Source organism: Planomicrobium sp. MB-3u-38, assembly GCF_002836425.1.
GTDB lineage: Bacteria > Bacillota > Bacilli > Bacillales_A > Planococcaceae > Planococcus > Planococcus okeanokoites.
The window spans coordinates 1-17,764 of record NZ_PJBO01000061.1 but is presented as its reverse complement, the minus strand read 5'-3'; the positions used below and the strand labels follow the sequence as shown (position 1 = coordinate 17,764).

General features: G+C 38.6%; 23 protein-coding genes. 9 read left to right on the top strand and 14 right to left on the bottom strand.

Annotated elements, in window-relative coordinates; genetic code table 11:
• Positions 1-191: 191 nt before the first annotated feature.
• The 4 genes from CXF70_RS13285 to CXF70_RS13270 all read right to left on the bottom strand — a co-directional run bounded on the left by CXF70_RS13285 (position 192) and on the right by CXF70_RS13270 (position 1,816).
• Positions 192-641, bottom strand: a complete 450-nt coding sequence (locus CXF70_RS13285; RefSeq protein WP_101803074.1) for a DUF4181 domain-containing protein — start codon at positions 639-641, stop codon at positions 192-194.
• Positions 642-823: 182 nt separating this feature from the next.
• Positions 824-1,030, bottom strand: a complete 207-nt coding sequence (locus CXF70_RS13280) for a hypothetical protein (RefSeq protein WP_101803073.1) — start codon at positions 1,028-1,030, stop codon at positions 824-826.
• A 114-nt stretch (positions 1,031-1,144) separates the two neighbouring features.
• A complete protein-coding gene (locus tag CXF70_RS13275; RefSeq protein WP_101803072.1) occupies positions 1,145-1,375 on the bottom strand; it encodes a hypothetical protein in 231 nt (76 codons plus the stop codon).
• Positions 1,376-1,552: 177 nt separating this feature from the next.
• Positions 1,553-1,816, bottom strand: coding sequence for a hypothetical protein (locus tag CXF70_RS13270; RefSeq protein WP_101803071.1), 264 nt, complete (start codon positions 1,814-1,816; stop codon positions 1,553-1,555).
• Between the two features lie 154 nt (positions 1,817-1,970).
• Between CXF70_RS13270 and CXF70_RS13265 the strand changes: the two genes are divergently transcribed.
• The 3 genes from CXF70_RS13265 (at position 1,971) to xerS (ending at position 4,931) form a co-directional block, all read left to right on the top strand.
• Complete coding sequence (locus tag CXF70_RS13265) at positions 1,971-2,318, top strand: YolD-like family protein (RefSeq protein WP_145990730.1); 348 nt, start codon at positions 1,971-1,973, stop codon at positions 2,316-2,318.
• Positions 2,319-2,649: 331 nt separating this feature from the next.
• A complete protein-coding gene (locus CXF70_RS13260; protein ID WP_101803069.1) occupies positions 2,650-3,744 on the top strand; it encodes an RES family NAD+ phosphorylase in 1,095 nt (364 codons plus the stop codon).
• Positions 3,745-3,809: 65 nt separating this feature from the next.
• Entirely contained in the window at positions 3,810-4,931 is a 1,122-nt protein-coding gene (gene xerS / locus CXF70_RS13255) for a tyrosine recombinase XerS (RefSeq protein WP_101803068.1), read from the top strand.
• A gap of 105 nt (positions 4,932-5,036) precedes the next feature.
• Here xerS and cdiI read toward each other — a convergent pair whose 3' ends face one another.
• The 5 genes from cdiI to CXF70_RS13230 form a co-directional block, all read right to left on the bottom strand.
• On the bottom strand, positions 5,037-5,423 hold the full coding sequence (gene cdiI / locus CXF70_RS13250; RefSeq protein WP_101803067.1) for a ribonuclease toxin immunity protein CdiI: 387 nt from the start codon (positions 5,421-5,423) through the stop codon (positions 5,037-5,039).
• 14 nt (positions 5,424-5,437) lie between these two features.
• Positions 5,438-6,295, bottom strand: coding sequence for a CdiA family toxin C-terminal domain-containing protein (locus CXF70_RS13245; protein ID WP_145990729.1), 858 nt, complete (start codon positions 6,293-6,295; stop codon positions 5,438-5,440).
• 417 nt (positions 6,296-6,712) lie between these two features.
• Positions 6,713-6,994 (bottom strand): hypothetical protein, encoded by a 282-nt coding sequence (locus CXF70_RS13240; protein WP_101803065.1) that lies wholly within the window; start codon positions 6,992-6,994, stop codon positions 6,713-6,715.
• A gap of 298 nt (positions 6,995-7,292) precedes the next feature.
• Complete coding sequence (locus tag CXF70_RS13235; RefSeq protein WP_101803064.1) at positions 7,293-7,691, bottom strand: hypothetical protein; 399 nt, start codon at positions 7,689-7,691, stop codon at positions 7,293-7,295.
• A gap of 214 nt (positions 7,692-7,905) precedes the next feature.
• Positions 7,906-8,790 (bottom strand): hypothetical protein, encoded by an 885-nt coding sequence (locus CXF70_RS13230; protein WP_145990728.1) that lies wholly within the window; start codon positions 8,788-8,790, stop codon positions 7,906-7,908.
• A gap of 276 nt (positions 8,791-9,066) precedes the next feature.
• Here CXF70_RS13230 and CXF70_RS13225 point away from each other — a divergent pair, with 276 nt between their 5' ends.
• A complete protein-coding gene (locus tag CXF70_RS13225; RefSeq protein ID WP_101803062.1) occupies positions 9,067-9,819 on the top strand; it encodes a class I SAM-dependent methyltransferase in 753 nt (250 codons plus the stop codon).
• 164 nt (positions 9,820-9,983) lie between these two features.
• Here CXF70_RS13225 and CXF70_RS13220 read toward each other — a convergent pair whose 3' ends face one another.
• The 4 genes from CXF70_RS13220 to CXF70_RS13205 form a co-directional block, all read right to left on the bottom strand.
• A complete protein-coding gene (locus CXF70_RS13220) occupies positions 9,984-10,415 on the bottom strand; it encodes a GNAT family N-acetyltransferase (protein ID WP_101803061.1) in 432 nt (143 codons plus the stop codon).
• Between the two features lie 69 nt (positions 10,416-10,484).
• Entirely contained in the window at positions 10,485-11,408 is a 924-nt protein-coding gene (locus CXF70_RS13215) for an aminoglycoside phosphotransferase family protein (RefSeq protein ID WP_233208640.1), read from the bottom strand.
• A 101-nt stretch (positions 11,409-11,509) separates the two neighbouring features.
• Entirely contained in the window at positions 11,510-12,121 is a 612-nt protein-coding gene (locus tag CXF70_RS13210) for a nucleotidyltransferase domain-containing protein (protein WP_233208641.1), read from the bottom strand.
• Between the two features lie 85 nt (positions 12,122-12,206).
• The gene (locus tag CXF70_RS13205; protein WP_101803059.1) at positions 12,207-13,112 is read right to left on the bottom strand and encodes an alpha/beta fold hydrolase; all 906 of its coding nucleotides are present in this window, start codon (positions 13,110-13,112) and stop codon (positions 12,207-12,209) included.
• A gap of 239 nt (positions 13,113-13,351) precedes the next feature.
• Between CXF70_RS13205 and CXF70_RS13200 the strand changes: the two genes are divergently transcribed.
• The 5 genes from CXF70_RS13200 to CXF70_RS13180 all read left to right on the top strand — a co-directional run bounded on the left by CXF70_RS13200 (position 13,352) and on the right by CXF70_RS13180 (position 17,114).
• The gene (locus CXF70_RS13200) at positions 13,352-13,672 is read left to right on the top strand and encodes a hypothetical protein (RefSeq protein WP_101803058.1); all 321 of its coding nucleotides are present in this window, start codon (positions 13,352-13,354) and stop codon (positions 13,670-13,672) included.
• Between the two features lie 3 nt (positions 13,673-13,675).
• A complete protein-coding gene (locus tag CXF70_RS13195; RefSeq protein ID WP_101803057.1) occupies positions 13,676-13,966 on the top strand; it encodes a type II toxin-antitoxin system RelE family toxin in 291 nt (96 codons plus the stop codon).
• Positions 13,967-14,319: 353 nt separating this feature from the next.
• Positions 14,320-14,871, top strand: a complete 552-nt coding sequence (locus CXF70_RS13190; protein ID WP_101803056.1) for a sigma-70 family RNA polymerase sigma factor — start codon at positions 14,320-14,322, stop codon at positions 14,869-14,871.
• Positions 14,858-15,958 carry a hypothetical protein gene (locus CXF70_RS13185; protein WP_101803055.1) on the top strand — a complete coding sequence of 367 codons (1,101 nt, stop codon included), beginning with the start codon at positions 14,858-14,860 and terminating at the stop codon, positions 15,956-15,958. The genes CXF70_RS13190 and CXF70_RS13185 overlap by 14 nt, the downstream gene beginning before the upstream one ends.
• Positions 15,959-16,298: 340 nt before the next feature.
• The gene (locus tag CXF70_RS13180) at positions 16,299-17,114 is read left to right on the top strand and encodes a lipid II flippase Amj family protein (RefSeq protein WP_199172836.1); all 816 of its coding nucleotides are present in this window, start codon (positions 16,299-16,301) and stop codon (positions 17,112-17,114) included.
• A 280-nt stretch (positions 17,115-17,394) separates the two neighbouring features.
• Here CXF70_RS13180 and CXF70_RS13175 read toward each other — a convergent pair whose 3' ends face one another.
• Positions 17,395-17,589 carry a hypothetical protein gene (locus CXF70_RS13175; RefSeq protein ID WP_101803054.1) on the bottom strand — a complete coding sequence of 65 codons (195 nt, stop codon included), beginning with the start codon at positions 17,587-17,589 and terminating at the stop codon, positions 17,395-17,397.
• Positions 17,590-17,764: the final 175 nt, after the last annotated feature.

The following is a 17,764-nucleotide window of genomic DNA, read 5'->3' as shown; positions in this document are numbered from 1 at the left end:
TTGAAGTTGATTATGTCATAGACACTGATACCGGTAGGATTTACACACCGAGTTATTAAGTTTAAGGAACAGTTATTAGAGAGTTTATGTTGAATTTGAATGTAACTTATTAGCAATTAAGTTACATTCATTTTCTACTGTAATCCTTCAACCGGCCGTTCAACTGTTACACTAAATCACAAGACAATGCATCAAAAGATGAGTACACTTGAGTCGAAAATACCAAAGAAATCAGTTGCAAATACCACAATAAGCAACACCAACATAAAAGCAGATTGACAGATCGTGAAAATATAGGCATTTGGATTCTTTGCATATCTTCGCTCCATGACTGCTCTTATAATTTCACTGGTAAATACGAGTCCAAATAACAAAAACCAAGGTTGTAAGAAAAAATAGGCTTCTCCAGGAATTAATACGATATTAATAAATCCGCCTAACACAATCATGATAATAAAGAGAAGTCTTAGATTCCAATCGATTTTTTTATGTTTGTCATTTACATAGTTATGAGAGAAAACTTTTGCTTTCTCGACGCCTAGCCATCTTCTCAAGATGGCATTGAATATCGTTATTAACAAGAAACAAATAGTTAATAAGAGAAGTAACTTTAACCAAAAAAATGGTTCAACTTCATACATAAAATGCCCTCCCGCGTTGCACAAGTGGCTATACCTAATCTACCAATTGTTGTGAACTTACTCAGAAATCAAAGTGAAAACGAACTTGCTGGAAAAATGATACATCCAAAAGACTGTAATCATTTTACATTGTATTACGGACAGTTTTAGATGATGGAATGAGCAGACGTTTAGTAGTTACTCTATATCTGATTATTTGCGTTCCTTGATTTCTTCTTTGTATAAAAAATATAAACAGCATTCACAATGAATAATATTAGGGCAGATGTTAAAAAGCCAAGTATTCCCGGTATATTAGGACCCGTTATTAAAAAGAAAAGAGTAGCTAAAACAAAAGCAGTAAAGCCAACCATGCTAAGTTTCCATCGGGAATTTTCTATTCTTGCCATACTAATGCTCCCCCTTTCTCAAATCGATCGCACGCCTATCAAAATTTACTGAATCTGAAACCTTAACTTGAACTAGGTTTGGGCAGGGTATGTGCTGTCATCACCATTTTATAATCAGTCTCCACCACCGCCACCACCATCGAATCCTCCGTCTGATCCGCCGTCATAGCTCGAATCATGGTTTTTCCACGCGTCATCTTTATTGTCGTAGTCTCCATAATAATGAATCGGACCATCAGAAGCTGCGGATCCGGTTTTTCTAAATTTCGATTGCTCAGCAGAGCGTCGATCTTTCAGCATACTAAAAATAAGCATAATCACGATGAATGAAACGATATAACCCATTGAAATTCCTCCTTTGTTTGGATATTCCGTTAAATCCTGGTTGAATAATTTGTAGAACGAGATCTTTCTACTGTCTATTACGTATAGAATAGTCTGAAAGTTTCGTTTTGTGTTTAATTTCCCTGTCCGAAGCTCTCTATCACTAAAATCTACTTTAGATAAAGTTACTTCCTCTTTTTATTTTCTTTCAATACTGATAGCTAAAAAAAATCTTCTTATTTTATTAAAATGAAACTCCTCAACTTTTATTCGCGTCTTAAGGGTACTCAAAAAGAAAAAAGAAGAGGGGGGGAGAGCTGTGACCGGACCAGAAAAGACCAGATTTTCCAGCTGTTGATCAAAACCAATATTTGGGTCGAACTGAGGCAACCTAAATTTTTTCTCTCCCGCTAACCGGCAGCGAATGCAAGCCTGCGTAACCGGCAATCCTTGAAAACCCATAACCCCAGCAACCTCTCGCAAAAGGCTGTGGAGGTTTACTTATTGAGAACTTACAGGATTTCATTCATTGTTCAAATAAATTTCCTTTTACAAGGCGTGTGCTACTTTTAATGGGTATAATAAGAACGAGTGTTCTTAAGGTAAGGAGGAATAGATGATGATGGAAAATAAGAGGAGGAATTCCAATAAGGGAAGAAGACAGACGCAGTGGGCTGGTCTTTTCGTTTCCGAACATGCGTGGCTCACCGGTAAGGAGGATGTTAGCGATCCGCAGCCGATGCTCAGTGCAGATGAAAAACAGGCCATATGGGATATGCTGATCGTCGCCTGTGACCGGAAATGCCCGGTCTTTATTCAATCCTGGCAGGACCGCCATTTCCACTTTCATCGCTGCACGATTCTAGAACGGGATTTTGCCCAGCGAACTATTACCTATGAAGACGCCATTGGTCAAGGGAAGCTGGCCATTGATACCATTACCTCAATGCATATGTTGGATTAGATGAAATAACATTCGGTTTCTACTTATCCGTTATATTCTAAATCGATCCAGGTTACATTATAGGGAAGGGATACTTAGTGATAGTATCTTTCATTTATATGTTCGCAAAATATCAATTTAACGAACAATAGTTAGTGTAAAACTGTCGGATGTATTATAATGAAGAAACTTAAATTAACGGAGAGAAGAAATCAATGGTAGCAAAAAGTTATCTCTATTAAGCCATCCAAGTATTCATTTGGCCATTGTTAAATAGAAACTTATAATGTCTCTAATCCATTGAATCTCTACTTTACTAATATTATTACAAAGCAAACTTTAGGAGGTCTTTATGGTTTTTGAAAGATGCAATTTTTGTATAGCTTATGAGGAAATTAAATACTTTTATGATAGCCACCGACTAGGTGATATTTCGAAGACATTAGAACTAACGGAATCTTTCTCTGCAGTATGTCCTTATTGCAAAAGTGAGCTTGAAGAAGGAGATATCCTTATTTCTAATGAACAAGAATTCTTTGAATGCGTTACCGAAGTAATTGGAGGAACATTATCAGAAGAAATTGCAGAATGCCAAGACTGTAATCACGGTGAAATATTACTCGTTCAACGTCATGGAGACCCTCTAGATTTAACAACCGTTGGAGATTTAATACTAGAATGGTTTACTGATGACGAAATAATAAAGGAAGTTCTCCCACATATACGTTGTCAAACCTGTAACGAATCTATACCTGAAGATTTTCCATATGTCACCAGGAGTGAACTTGATCTTTTTTACGGGGAATTCCAAGAAATTTTTGACGAAGTATTTGGCATCACTAAGGAAGCTGGTTCAGACTTCGTTAAGTATCTGTCGAAAAATCCAATGCTTGGACTTAACCATGATGTTGGTAAGGAAATATTCACCCTTTTAAAAGATTCCACGTTCGCGAACCGCATCAATATTCCTCAAGATAGACTTTACCTCAGAGGAAGAACTCGAAAGAAACTGGAGAGATTGGTTCCATTTGTAGCCGCTGAACTCTGGAACCCACCTAATGAAATAACCAGACAGGGACGTTATAACCCTGCAGGCGTATCTGTACTTTACCTCGCCGATACAGAAGAAGTAATAGAAAAAGAAATTGGATTTGATGAAGACAATTATGAAATGGATATAGGAGAATTTATAATCAAAAATCCATTGACTGTTTTGGACCTTTCCGGCACTAACAGTAGTAGTTTCAGCAATATGAATGAGTCTTCTGATTCTACTCTTAAAACCATGTATCTCTTCCCTAATTTCGTAATGCAATGTTTACTTGCTGCAGGAGAATTTAATGGGATTTTATATGATAGCGTTAAGGGAAAAGGAAAAAATCTTTGCTTGTTCGATTTTGAAAAAGAAACAGACTTATTAATCAATAATATTTACACATATAATTAATGTTCGCTTAAATTACATTTTGCGAACATATGGAAGCACTATTACCCAAAGGAGGTCCATACACTATGGCCATGACACCGGAAGAACTGCAAGTCCTCCAGCGGATTGAAAATCAATTAAAAGACATGCCCTTCTATGTGGTCGAATATATCCGATCGAAAAAGCGAGCCGGCCTTTCGGCCGATACCTTGCTGCAGTACCTCTATCGCTATCAGCACTTTTTTCACTGGCTGCTCCGTGAAGGGCTGGTAGAAGGTGCCAATACCGCGTCCATTCCCTATTCTGTTTTGGCGGAACTGAAGAAGCAAGACGTAGAGCACTACATAGAATTCCTGAAGGAAGAATCTCTTACCCAAAAGAACAACATCGTGAAAAAGCGTGGCAACGCCGTCGTGATGCTCTCTGTGAATGCGTTGAAATCGCTCTTCAACTACCTGACGAAAGAGACCGAAAACGAGGATGGGGAATCGTATTTCTATCGGAATGTGATGAGCAAGATTGTGCTGCACACGAAAAAAGAGACGGCCAGCCGACGTGCACAGAAAATCAGCTCCGTCATCCTTAACGAACATGAAATCAATGACTTCCTGCAGTTCGTGGAACATGAGTACGAGGCGACACTAAAGAGTACACTTGCCCGCCAGCGCTTCAACCGGGACAAGGAGAGGGATTTGGCCATCCTCTCCCTATTTCTCGGAAGCGGCATCCGCCTCGGAGAAATGGCACGCATTCTCGTGAAGAAAATCAACCTCAAGAAGCAATTGATCGATATAAAACGGAAAGGCGCGAAGGAAGATACAGTACGAATTATGAATCAGGCGATTCAGCATTTAAAAGACTATCTGCATATCCGGGAAGGCCGGTATACCGGATCCAAAGAAGTGCCCTTTTTGTTCGTGACGCTCTATGGAGGCGCTGCCCGTCCTCTATCTCGGAGGGCGATTGAGAACCTGGTGACCAAATACACGGCTGCATTTGCGCAAGGTGAAGGCATGAGTCCGCATAAGCTACGGCATACATTTGCAGCGGACTTTATTCGGAATGACGGCAATATCGTTCTGCTGCGTGATCAACTAGGTCATAGTAATATTGAAACCACTTCCCTTTATACCAACCTATCTAATAAAGATAACGAACAAGTGTTAACTCGGATGGAAAAGAATCGTGCAAAGAGTGAAAATCGTTAAATATAAAAGGACAGTCAGCTTGGGGATATGCTGTCTGTCCTTTTGTATGGTTAACTTTATGAATTCTTCTGATAGATCTTTTGCTTTTTCTTATAGCTTTAGAGATTAGTTAGTTTCATTAATATTTAAGTTTAATCGAATCTTCTCCAACAACTTCTTTATTTCCTCAGAATCATCCGGATGTATTTCGAGATAAAAAGTACATGCTCTTGAAAGATATTTATAAAAAGTATCCAAACTTACGATGACTTCAGATTCGTAGGCATGAGAAATATCTATAGAAAATCTAATACCATCTTCAAAGTAATCTTCTTCTAAAGGATGCATCTCATTCGAAAACTCACAGTTGTGATAGTCTACTGAGTAGCCTTCATTCTGTGAAAAAGATCTCATTGCTCCTAAAAAAAGTATTGGTCCTTTCATAATGAAACTAAAATAGTCATACATAGGTGTTAACTCTTGTGGAATTTGTAACTTTTCAGCTAAATTCATCGTTTCTCCACCTTTTACTTACTTTGTTCAATTACAGGAAAGAAATTAGTTATTTCATTTGTAAATTCGTTTCTAAATCCTGTAAACTGTAAACCATTTGAAGCTACCCCATTAATTGTTGTGGTGCTATCTGGTCGAAACTCAATTGTACCTGCGTTTATTCCATTTTGCATTGCTTCAAGTCCTAATTGTATCATTTCATCATCTGTAAAAACTGTCGGATCATAAACAGTTTTCAACCTATAGTTAAACTCTCCTTCTAACACTTCACCATTATAGTATTTAGGATATTGATAACGTATTAGTGTTATTCCCTCAATGGTAGGGTGTGGAGTTTTTGTTGTTATAGTAATAGGCTTATCTACAATATACTTATTGAATTCCTCTATGTTATGACCACCTTTTATGCCACTCTTTCGAGTAAATGCCTCCACTTTTATTATGTGCTCCATTCCACCTGCTTGTAAAACCACCGGGATAGCAGCCACGGCGTCATCTACTAAAGTATCTGCAGTTTTAGCTGTAAAAGTACTTGCTTTGTATGCACTTCCCAGTCGATACATGACGACCGCTTCAATAGCAAGACCAGCCGCATATTCACCCGTCAGGGCAAGAATCACTTTATCTCCTGTAAAGAACGTCTTGTAGATTTCTCCTTCTGCATTTCTGCCTAACGATACATCATCTCTTGCATAACCAAGTAACCGATTATCAAAGTTGCCGTTCAGCTCAAACAAGCCGCCCATTTCAGTTCGTGGATCCCACTTATTCAAGGCTGTCTGGTAAGCAATCACACTAAGCAACACTTCGTTTGAGTAATTAGTGGTAATTGGCCCATCATAGAATTTCATCTTGGTCAGTAATTCCTGCATTTCTTGTATCTCGGCTGCACTATGACTTGCATTCAAGCCGTCCAGTAAAAGTTCATGCTGGAATTCGCCTTCACTTCAGAAATTCAGTGAATAAGATGTAGAGGCTGTGCCACTGGAACTCGGACTCGAGACTTTGACGTAAACTGTTGCAATTTTTATCACGGTCTCATTAATTTTTGCAGGTCTTTACTATGTGAAGCAGTTAGAGTTGGCTCAATACCAGTCAAACGCCATGAAACTGTATCTAGTACGTGCTGGCATTGCAGTAGTTCCTGTCTTTTTAGGAGCAACGTTATTGTATTTCTTTTTAAGTCTTTAAAACTTTCTTCTGATTTTCGGAAGAAAATTTTTTTGTGGAAATTTGAATGTAACTTCACTGCACTTAAGTTACATTCAGTTTCGCTAATAGTAAAAGGTTTATGACAACCTTGCTTCAGAAAAATTAGGGGAGAGTTTATCATACATACTTAAAATAATTCCACATGCCAATACTGTTGTTAAAAATGTACCAACGTACAAAAAAAGAGAAGGCACATAGCCGAAAGCAACTTCGCTTGGCAGATCTTCTACATTTGCCCAGGCAGCTTCCCAATCTGGTTCATAATTCGACGTTTTTACGTATCCTACTGCCAAAGTAATAGTGAAGTAAATGCTATGGATAGCGGTTGCTCCCACTAGAGATTTTGAAATAATCTTCATCCTAATTCCCTCCTTCTCTTCTAGTTTTTAGTATATCAATGCCTCTCTAGTTCGTATATAAAATATAGATTCAACCTTAACCAAGCATAGTGATGCAACAGTCTTTTATATTTCATAAATTCTTCTGGTTCAAAGCGTTCGTAAAAGTACACTTATAAGAATGAAAAAAGGAAGAGACTTTCTATAAAGTCTCTTCCCTACCGATAAGTTCTGATATGTAAACTGGAAACCTGACTAAGAAGATGCTTAAATTCAGCTACATTAAATATCCAATATTCTTGAACTTGTATCATTTCAGTTAATCAAGCAACTTTTCTATCGCGCTAATCTTACTGAACTTTATCCATTTCATATCATCTTTGCTTTCCAGTACCTGGTCTAATAGCGTGTTTCTTGAAACTATAATATCGAACTCATTAAAAAAAGAAAAAGTAAAATCCGAAAATACTTTCCCATTCTTCAACGTGATGGTCACTCGATCTCCGCTTTTCAATTCTTTTATAACGGGTAATCTATCACGGATATTCTGCCACTTTAACTTGCTCAATTTATTATCGAAGTGATTTTCTCCCAATAATACCAGCAGAATTAAAACGGCAATTCCCCACCATCCACTCTGATTGTAAATAGGAGTACTTATGAGTATGGCACCAAAGAAAATGAAAAACTTGAAAAACCAATATAAAACTTTCAACATATGTCCTCCTCCAGCAGTAATTCCCCCTCGAAAGCACCTATACATTAAGGAACTATAGTTTCACGTAATTGTACGCTTAATGAAATCATCAATAATTATGTGTAAATAAGTAAAACTTTTCTTGTATGTTTCAAATTCGCGAAAATTTACAACTGATAATTATCACTCAGTTTAGAGATATAAGTAGTCATGGTATGAACATATCAATTCCCTCTCATTTCTGACGATATATACTTATAGCATATTGGCTCCATTCCGGTTGAAGTTCACGGAAATGGATAACTTTCCAAGGATTGAAAAAGGTTTGGCCATTCTTATTAAAGAACAGTTGGTTTCCTATATGATAAGAGGCGTGTTGAATTTGTCCGTCTGCACTTTCCCATGCAGCCACATCTCCTTCAATCAGATCTGTTGTTTCCACAAGTTGATGTGTTCTGCTCAACTTTTCTTTAAAGGTTTGGGGATGCACCCACTCATGTATGATCCATTCCTGACCGGAAACAGCAAAAAGAGTCGCAGCTAAACAATTGCTTCCCCCTTCGGTTGGAAAAGTATTCGCATATTTTTTGATTATCAACGGAAGATACTCTGGCGTTTCCTCGCTCGTCCACCTATCCCATTGTTGAGCATACTTCCTCATCAAATGTTCCTTTATAGTCACCGACAGTCTTTTCCAGAGATCAGCAGTCAAAACAATCCATTCATCCTCTTTTTCGTTCACTGCATTTTCTTTCAGAAAGAGAGGTACCTCTGAAAAATAGGATAAGGGAAAAATTAACCCTCTATTCATCTTTAGCTGAATCTGCAAAAGCCTTTCTTTTTTTGATGGGGGCAATTCTTTGATCCAGTTCTCACTGGCTACGATCACAAAGTTAGCTTCTTTGGACAAGTTCCAATATTCGTAGCTATTTGCAAGCTGGATTTGTCTGTAGGAGGCATGATTGAAAAACTCATCTTTCGGTATAAGTAAAACTTGTCCTATCACTTCTTCAAATAAAGGCAAGTCCTCATCTTGGATGAAGAACAAATCTTTCTCAGGCACATATTTTTTAATCCACTTCTCAAGTTGAGTTTCTGATGGTTGAATGTTCATTTTCAAGATGCCCTCACTTTTGGCTTTATATAAACTGTTATATCCCTAGCCTAAATTACTGTTTTTATTTTACTTTAACATATATATCCATTAGAAAAAGCTTTATAAAAATGAGAAAAACAGATTCGAATGTATTCATTTAAATTTTTAACCGTTCGTAAAAGTAGACTTTTCCAAACAAAATTATAGAGAAGGTCGATTCAGTCTTTAAAGTATTAAAGTGTATCTTGGCAGGATTTAAAATTTTTTTCGAGAATCTAACTAGTGAATGGAGGCAGAAAAATGAAGACCGAGATTTTAACACAGAATCAAAGAAGCTGGAATACAGTCGCCGGCCACTTCAATGGCATTGATGCTTTGCCAAGCTACGGACCCTTTACTCAGACTGAAGAAGAATTGCAGTTATTTGAAGCGATTCAAGATAAAAAGGTGCTAGATATTGGCTGTGGCAGCGGCCATTCCTTAGCTTATATGAAAGCACAAGGAGCTGCAGAATTGTGGGGTCTCGATTTTTCGGAGAAACAAATCGAAACCGCGAAGGAAACCTTAAAAGGGCTGCAGGCGAACTTGCACTGTGCAGCCATGGAAGAAGATATCGATCTTCCTAAAGATTATTTCGACATTGTCTATTCCATCTATGCGATTGGATGGACGACCGATTTGGAAAGCACGTTAAACTTGATCTATTCATATTTAAAACCCGGGGGCTATTTCCTGTTTAGCTGGGATCATCCGCTTTATGCCTACCTGCAAAGTGAAAATGGCCTTATTTCACTGAAAGGTTCATACCAGGATGAAGGCATGACACGATACGAGAATTTTAAAGGGGAAGGTGTACCCGTTGTTATTCCGCAACGTAAGTTTAGTACATACCTTAATTCACTAATCCAATCCGGTTTTACCATTGAAGAAGTCGTCGAGCCGGACGTTTCGGTACAGCTGAAGGACAGGGAACCGGAAATATCCGACCGCTATTATTCACTCTATAAAGCTCAAAAGTTTCCTACTACAATGATAATTAAAGCGAGAAAATAAATCCGCTATCTTAACAAAAGAGGAAAAGCATTGCTGATTGCATTGCTCTTCCTCTTTGTATCTTCAAATGAATAGCTACTACTGCCAATAACTCTCTAATATGTATACTAATCTTCCAAAATTAGCGTTTTACAAAAATGTAATTGAGTTATGTTGAAAATGCATCACTCAAAATTCTTTTTGAAATAAGTGGCGGATTCACTATACCCGATCGCCTTATAAAACTTTTCGGCTCTTCTAGTAGCTAAAGCGATTAATTTTGCTCCTCGGGATTTCGACTCTTTCTCTGCTTCTTCCATTAAGTGCTTTCCAATAGATTGCCCTCTATATTCTTCTTTTACAAACAACTCTTCTACCCAACTGATGGTGCCATTCGCATAAAAGGCTGGGTGATGCAAGACAAAAACATATCCGATCAGTTGTTGATCCTTTTCCGCAACCAACATATCTACATTTTGATCCTCAACTACTGATTTGAAAACTGAGAAAAAGTCCGCTTCGTTCACTTCAAAGCTGGTGGCTAAGCTCTTTGCTAACGGGTATACCTCTTGTCTGTCGCTTTCAACGGCTTTTCGATAGATGATGTGAGTGGTCATGTAAATCCCCTTTTCCTTCTTTCCAAATTTTTGATACCAATTAATTTAAACCTTTTACTAATCTGCCACTCATTCATAAATGCTTAATTTGTTGTACCATTTGGGCTGCAACCGACTGAAGTAATCATGATCGTCCAAAAATGTATCGATTTTCTGCAGCATATCATTCGTTTCTTCCGGAATGGTATTCAAGGTCCAAATGACGGATGAGAAAACACACATCGCCATATAAAGCGAATATAGCCGCCAAAATTCTTCGCCGGGTTCTTCGCCTTGAAAATATCCCTTTATTTGCCCTCTTGAAAATGGAACGCTGATTCCTCGGCTAAAAATGCCGATCTTCAGGAATTCATGAATGGGATCTCCCCAGTCGTATCTGTCAAAATCAATAACGCCCGCCAGCTTTTTATTCTTCACAATGAGATTTCCAAGATGAAAGTCATCATGTTGAAACAGGTTTGGCCGCTGTTCCATCAGGTGAATGTTCTCATCGATAAAGTCCATGATTTGCTTATCGTTTTTCACCTTTATCCCACAGGACAAGTAAGCATCCAGGTATTTCCGATGTTTCTCGATTTTTCTGGAATGCCAGGGAGCGATCGTTTCAGGTGCCGCATATTGATGCATTTTCTTCAGTTCTTTCCCTGCTGCTATCCCCAGGTCATATTGTTCTTGCTCACTATAAGCGGAGATTTCCTCTCCTGCATCGTTACCTTCTATATAAGACGTAATCATATATCCCTTTTCCATCGTCTTTCCAATCGCTATGGGTTTTAAACTGGCAACACCATAGTCTTGCATCTTTTCCAGAAGTGCGTATTCACTTTTTTTGGCATCCAACTGTTCTGGCTTATAAATTCGCAGAAACAACTTACCCTGATCGTCTGGCATATGTATAAGATACTTTTCATCTGATGAATAACCTTTTTTGATCTGGATGATCTTCTCAAAATCGCTTACGTAGGGAATTTGTCTTGCTAAGATTTCAATCACTTTCTCACCCCTTATTATTAAACCCATTCTCCAAGTAAGCTTCTTCTGACGGCTAGCAACACGAAAATAGGGTTTTTTTAAAAGTATTTCTGTTCAATATTTTATTCCAGATGCGGAATCCAACTGTGTCCCATTGAAAACTGTCTTTTCAATGATTCCTTTAGCCATGTTTTTTCTTTTATTGATAAGGTCGGTAAGACAGAGAGAAAGTCCTGAGAATCTTTTTCTCTTATTTGTTCAACTCCCCCTTTATACAGGAGTTGAACTGCAGGATTTAGATAAGGAACATTGTTTTCGTCAGTGGAGAACAATTCTACTCTCGCTTCTTGAACAGTCTTTTCTCGCCGATAAACCCAGTTGTCTTGTTCATTATCCATAAACATGATTTCGAATGCCCAAGGAGATTGGCTATCTCTACTGACCCATACACTGTTGACTGCATCAAGGTATTCATCAGCAGACCAAAGGGATAACTTACCATCTTTCGCCTTGTACAATGTCCAGTCATTTTTCAAGCGCTGATAAATCACTTGCTGATCCGCACGAAAAACTACAATATCTATATCGCTATGGTTCCGCGTTTTTCTTCCTAAGTGGATATCCAATGCCCACCCACCAGCAATTCCCCAATCAATAGACATACCAGAAAATATACTACTCACTTCTTGAACCGCCAGGGGTTCCCAATTACTATAATCAGTTCTCAATCTCATCACCTCTCTTTTGCGGTCTTTAAACAACTTCTACTCCATTATCATTTATACAAGTTCTTATAAACTGATGATATGTAAACTGAGTTTAGTTTAAAGTTATGCCTTCTATTGTTTCTCGTATTGCTGCAATCATAAAGTCAGGACGATCAAGATGCACAGAATGCCCCGACTGTTCAGCGAACACTAATTTGCTCTTTTTTGAAAGCTTAGCTTGGTTTTTGATTAGTTGTTCCCATGTATTTTCAAGAAGCATTAACTCTGATTCAGGCAGACCTTCTTCTATTCCTTGTTCAATGACGTATTCCTTGTCCCGGCCAATTACTAAAAGAGGAAGATCAGGAAATTGCCCCAAACCCTTAATGATTCTTGCATCTGCTTTCCAGTTCTCTACCTCACTCTTCATTGCTTTGTACAGATTGGGTTTCTGCTGAAATTTTATTAATCTTTCTTGTACAGGCAAAGGCAACTTTTTCTGATTTTCTGTTAGGATAGGCTGAACAATCTTGCTCAACTCTTTTTCATTCAGCTCCGCATAAGCCTGGCAGTTCTCTAACCACTCTTCATCAGAAGAATTTTGGTTTAAAATAGGAAGGTCCAGTGTGTCCAGCTTTTCTAAATCATGGGAAGTAGAGTCTACCAGTACTAAAGCTCTCACTTTATGAGGATATACCTTTGTAAAATGCTGCGCACATAACCCACCATAGGAATGGCCAATCATTATAACCGGTTCAACTATTTCTAATATGGCTAATAATTGATGCACTTCTTCTATAGTACTAGTAGTGGTGCGATTTTCTTCTTCTATTTCACTTTCACCAAGTCCCGGCCGATGGAACATAACAATCCTGTTTGTTTTACTTAAAGCTTCTGCCACTTCAACCCATTCATCGAATGAACAGCCCATTCCAGCTAAAATTAAGATAGGAGTTCCGTGATCCCCCTCTTGGAATATCTCTATTCGTTTATTGTTAAGGCTCACAAAACTTCTCATCCTTACTCTCCTCACAATGAAGTTCAATCAGAATCATTCTTAATTTCCTTCTATTATTTTAACATTAGTTTTTGTTTATCTACTTTGAAAAAAACCGTTCGTAAAAGTACACTTTTGCGAACGAAAATCAAAAGTTTTATGGACATAAATTTTTTTAGATTTTTCTGAAGGAAATGAAAAGACTTTTAAAAGTCTTTTAAAAGATGTATAATAGAAATAACCTAAAGGAGTGGATGAAAATGGCGATGAGAATACTGGATATCCCCACCACGTCGATTTCGAATGTAAAACGTTCACCCATGGAAGCTTTTCAGATGGCTGATCAAGAAGCTGCTGGCGTATATGTCTTCAACCGCGAAAAAGTTGCGGGTGTTATGCTCACCCAAAAACAATACGAATCCTTGAACAAAGAAATAGAAGAGCTTTACGATCAACTGGCTGATTTGGTGGCTGAAAAACGGCTGCTGACGGAAAATGTCTCTACTTTCTCAGACGTGGAAGTTCGCGGTGCAATCTCGACTGAATCCCCTGTCATTGATGAAGAAGATGGGTGGGAATAACCGTTGTATCAGCTTGAATGGACACAGTATTCAAAGGAAGATTATGACCAGCTTGATGGCAGCCAAAAAATCTTTATCAATAAAGCGCTGGATCGGATCAAATTAAGGGGCATGGAAGCCGGCCAATCCCTTCATGGCAATTTGGCACAATGCAATAAATTGAAAAACAAGAAGATGGGCCTGCGGATTATTTTCAGAGAAGCCGAGGGAACCATCCAAGTAATTCAGATTGTGGCTATTGGGAAACGCGATAAAGAAAAGATTTATAAGATGGCTGAAGAACGATTAAGTTAACTGAACAGAAGAACAGGTTCCTCCTGCTAAAAAGAAAAAAGAGCCCGGCATACCGGCACTTCTAAAGTGCTCGCTTTGCTGGACTCTTTTTTTATTGCTCTTTTAATTGATGTCGTAACTTCTGATAAGCGATTATATGTAAACAAAATACTTGATGAAATTCTATTTCGAAAACCTTACAAATTAACTAGTAGATGGAAATACTCTCATTTTTATATACTTTCTTTTTTTAATTTCTAAAATTAGTTTACTTCGATCGCATAAGTGACTGTCTCTGTTAAAATTAATTGTCAAAACAGGGGTCACCGGACTGCTGGAATTCGTCTAATCTATGAAAGGGGGGAACGTCTCTGATGGAACTGCCTAATGAAGAAATCTTATTTACCGCCTCCGACCCGCACCAGCTCTTAAATGAGCTGATGGCTGCATACGGCAATGAACTGAAGCGAATCGCATTTCTTTATGTAAACGATGCATCGGAGTGCGAAGACATTATCCAGGAAGTGTTTATAAGCTGTTTCGGAAACATACATAACTTTCAGCATAGTTCTTCTTATAAGACATGGCTTACTCGTATCACCATTAATAAATGCAAAGACCACTTGAAGAAATGGAGTTTTCGGAATTTGTTGTACCGCCCGTTTGTAAGCATCCAAAAGACAGATCCTTCCGCTGAAGTTTCCGCACTGTCAGAAATGGCTGCAGAAGAAATGGCTGGATATTTTTCACATCTTTCCCCCAAATATAAAGAGGTATTGATTTTATTTTATTACCAGGAACTGACGATGAATGAAATCAGCGACGTGCTTGATATCGGAAGCAACACGGTGAAGTCCCGGCTTCTCCGAGGAAAAAAGGCGCTGCAAGTTGAACTGGAAAGGAGTGGATATGATGGATCACTTTGATAAAAATATTAAGTCGAAATTGAAGGAACACGCTGATACGCACGTCCGTTTCACAGCTGCCGACCGGAACCGGATTATTCAGCAAGTTAGCGGGAAACAAAAAGAGCGTCGACGCTTCCAGCCCGTCTATCTTTCAGTTCTTACCTTGACAGCTTTTTTCACTATTCTACTGACTTTATCACTCATCGATACAGGTAAACAGCAAGTTCAGGAAGTGCAGAATGCGCTGCACGAAGTTGCGCTTGCAGACCGATATGAAGGACGAGAACTGACAATCGGCGCAATCGGTGAGTTGCCGGATTTCTCGTTTGACCACGTTATATTCCGGGAAGCGAAACCTGCGGATCTTCACGAAAACAGCGGGGAGTATAATGCATTTTTCATTACGGAAGAATACTTTAAAGAACTATCAACAGATGAATGGACGGCCGTATTCCAATCGATTCCGACGCCAGTTTTTTTTCTGAACAATAACTATAACGCCGTTGTTTTTCAATCTGACGGCATTGATTATCAAGAAGGCGCGTGGGAATCTACTACGAATTCAGAAGGCTTTGTCGGAGAAGCTTTCGGTGAAACTGACAATATGAGTTGGGGATATGGCAACCCTACGCCCTCGGAAGCGGCCGCAGATGTGCCTGCTCACTACTTTCATTTGATGTTCAAAGACATCGAAAAATACTGGGCTTCGGTTAATGTGGATACAATAGCTGCTCAACTGGAAAACCTTCAACCCGATTTCACAAAAATTATCAGTGAAGCGGAAACGGAATATGGAAAGCTCGTTTTCTACGGCCTGACTAATGAAGAATACACAGCGGAAGGAGTCGGTCTTGCGCTTTTCCAACAAGTTCAGGAAGACTGGCTCTATACGGATGGAACCGCAAGCACTGTCACGAGCGTGCAAGGAATTACTGGTTCCTCCGAGAGAATTGAACTTTCCAGCGGCAATATAATCCACTACAGTTACCGTTACAGTAACAGCGAACCGTTGAACCATATCGAACTAATGGATGAACTTCCTTCCACTTCGGATGCAGAGCTCGGTGTCATTTACTATACGTTGCCAGCAATAAACACACAGTAATCCAGCCTTCCGATCCAAACGATCGGAGGGGTTTTTTCTGACATATTATAAAGGGTTATAGTGTGTTTCACTTAGAGAAGACTTGCTTCAAAAATCGAAAGATGAAGAAAGACGAAAAAATGGTCAACGAACTAAAAAGGAGAAAAGATGTGCTGCAAACAGCCTCTTCTCTCCCTTTCTATTTGTATAGCTTCTGATAACTGTTATGGCTTCAAAATATTCTTCCATTGAAGTATCAACTTCAATTAAAACCTCGAATTAGCATTTAATATTTTCATTTTTCATTTTTTAAGTATAAGGCTATGGTAATATAAGGATAAAAATAAAAGTAGGTTTTCTTTTGGAACTTTTCACAGAGAAATTAATTTTGATTGCGCTATTCGTTTTAATCATCCACTCCATCGAAACACTGGCCTATGCTGTTCGCTTATCGGGAGTAAGGGTACGTCTGCTGGCATCTGCTCTTTCCTTATTTAATGTCATGGTAATGGTTTCCCGTTTGGCAAATATGATGCAGCAGCCTTTTACCGGAAGTTTAATTGACTCTGCTCCAGAGACGAATACATTAGAATTTGTCGAGGCACAATACCGGATCATCATTGGTTCTTCTACAATCGGAACGATTTTAGGGATTCTTTTACTCCCAACTTTCATCTCTATCTTTTCGCGTGCAATCATTCACCTATCAGCCGAAAGAGGATCTATTCCCGGACTGGTCAAAAAAGGGATGAGTATTGGCTATATCAGAAGAGGAATCGGACACATTCACCTGCCAAAGCCTTCTTACTTAAAAGGCGTCCGTTTAAAAGATATTCCGGTCCAGTTATTTTTCATCAATATGATCATTACCGCTGTTTACACAATTGGCGTTCTTTCTGCGCTTTATGCAGCCATTATCGTTCCGGAAAGAGCTGCTACCGCGATTATGGCTTCTGGCCTGATCAATGGATTGGCTACCATCCTGCTCATTGTTTTCGTCGATCCGAAAATATCTGTGTTAGCCGATGATGTCCTCAATCGCCGCGGCAGTTACCTAAATCTTAAAAGCATCGCTGTCATGATGATCGCTTCCCGCTTACTGGGTACGATACTTGCTCAATTATTCTTTTTGCCTGGGGCAAGATACATAGCGTGGTTCACGAAATTTATTGTGTAATTTAAAAAATACAGGTTGTTATTCAAAAACAAAGTTATCTCTCTAAATAAAGGAAGACCGGATGCAAGGTTGTAAGCATCCAGTCTTCCTTTGTACTTCCGATAAATTCATGATATGTAAACTAAAAATTCCAGCCAAAGATATTTAAGACTTCTAAATTAGCTGCATTTCTAATATCGATTTTTGGAAAAAAATTGGAAATTTACTTATCGATTAGTACTGCATATTCATTAATTTTTTCAAAGCTCACATCATTTGAAGTCCTGACTAATAAAAACAGTTATTTCAGTTCTACCCATCCATTCTTTATCGCCGTTACAACTGCTTGTGTCCGATCAAGCAGAGCGCGATAGAGTTTTGGAAGAAAAAGAACAGTTTTTCTGTGTCCACTTTCTTGACGGAAGACCAAGAAAGATGTTTGCTTCATGGTTGATTCCCCATCCATTTCAGTACCAATGCACATATCTTTTTTCATTGAATTGCCTTATTACTTAGTTGATTAATCGCCTAAATCCATTAGAGTTAGAATTACCTGACGGGATAAGTTCAGTTAGTAAAAATACCTAAACAGAAGAAGTGAGGGAGAAAAAAGATGACAGCAACGAAAAAAGAGAACAAAAGAAAACAAAAAAAAGAGAGATCCTCAACAT

Excerpts from the sequence above, each read along its gene's own strand:
- CXF70_RS13285 (WP_101803074.1), bottom strand. The coding sequence starts at position 641 with ATGTATGAAGTTGAACCATTTTTTTGGTTAAAGTTACTTCTCTTATTA.
- CXF70_RS13280 (WP_101803073.1), bottom strand. The coding sequence starts at position 1,030 with ATGGCAAGAATAGAAAATTCCCGATGGAAACTTAGCATGGTTGGCTTT.
- CXF70_RS13275 (WP_101803072.1), bottom strand. The coding sequence starts at position 1,375 with ATGGGTTATATCGTTTCATTCATCGTGATTATGCTTATTTTTAGTATG.
- CXF70_RS13270 (WP_101803071.1), bottom strand. The coding sequence starts at position 1,816 with ATGGGTTTTCAAGGATTGCCGGTTACGCAGGCTTGCATTCGCTGCCGG.
- CXF70_RS13265 (WP_145990730.1), top strand. The coding sequence starts at position 1,971 with ATGATGATGGAAAATAAGAGGAGGAATTCCAATAAGGGAAGAAGACAG.
- CXF70_RS13260 (WP_101803069.1), top strand. The coding sequence starts at position 2,650 with ATGGTTTTTGAAAGATGCAATTTTTGTATAGCTTATGAGGAAATTAAA.
- xerS (WP_101803068.1), top strand. The coding sequence starts at position 3,810 with ATGGCCATGACACCGGAAGAACTGCAAGTCCTCCAGCGGATTGAAAAT.
- cdiI (WP_101803067.1), bottom strand. The coding sequence starts at position 5,423 with ATGAATTTAGCTGAAAAGTTACAAATTCCACAAGAGTTAACACCTATG.
- CXF70_RS13245 (WP_145990729.1), bottom strand. The coding sequence starts at position 6,295 with ATGCAGGAATTACTGACCAAGATGAAATTCTATGATGGGCCAATTACC.
- CXF70_RS13240 (WP_101803065.1), bottom strand. The coding sequence starts at position 6,994 with ATGAAGATTATTTCAAAATCTCTAGTGGGAGCAACCGCTATCCATAGC.
- CXF70_RS13235 (WP_101803064.1), bottom strand. The coding sequence starts at position 7,691 with ATGTTGAAAGTTTTATATTGGTTTTTCAAGTTTTTCATTTTCTTTGGT.
- CXF70_RS13225 (WP_101803062.1), top strand. The coding sequence starts at position 9,067 with ATGAAGACCGAGATTTTAACACAGAATCAAAGAAGCTGGAATACAGTC.
- CXF70_RS13220 (WP_101803061.1), bottom strand. The coding sequence starts at position 10,415 with ATGACCACTCACATCATCTATCGAAAAGCCGTTGAAAGCGACAGACAA.
- CXF70_RS13210 (WP_233208641.1), bottom strand. The coding sequence starts at position 12,121 with ATGAGATTGAGAACTGATTATAGTAATTGGGAACCCCTGGCGGTTCAA.
- CXF70_RS13205 (WP_101803059.1), bottom strand. The coding sequence starts at position 13,112 with ATGAGAAGTTTTGTGAGCCTTAACAATAAACGAATAGAGATATTCCAA.
- CXF70_RS13200 (WP_101803058.1), top strand. The coding sequence starts at position 13,352 with ATGGCGATGAGAATACTGGATATCCCCACCACGTCGATTTCGAATGTA.
- CXF70_RS13190 (WP_101803056.1), top strand. The coding sequence starts at position 14,320 with ATGGAACTGCCTAATGAAGAAATCTTATTTACCGCCTCCGACCCGCAC.
- CXF70_RS13185 (WP_101803055.1), top strand. The coding sequence starts at position 14,858 with ATGGATCACTTTGATAAAAATATTAAGTCGAAATTGAAGGAACACGCT.
- CXF70_RS13175 (WP_101803054.1), bottom strand. The coding sequence starts at position 17,589 with ATGAAAAAAGATATGTGCATTGGTACTGAAATGGATGGGGAATCAACC.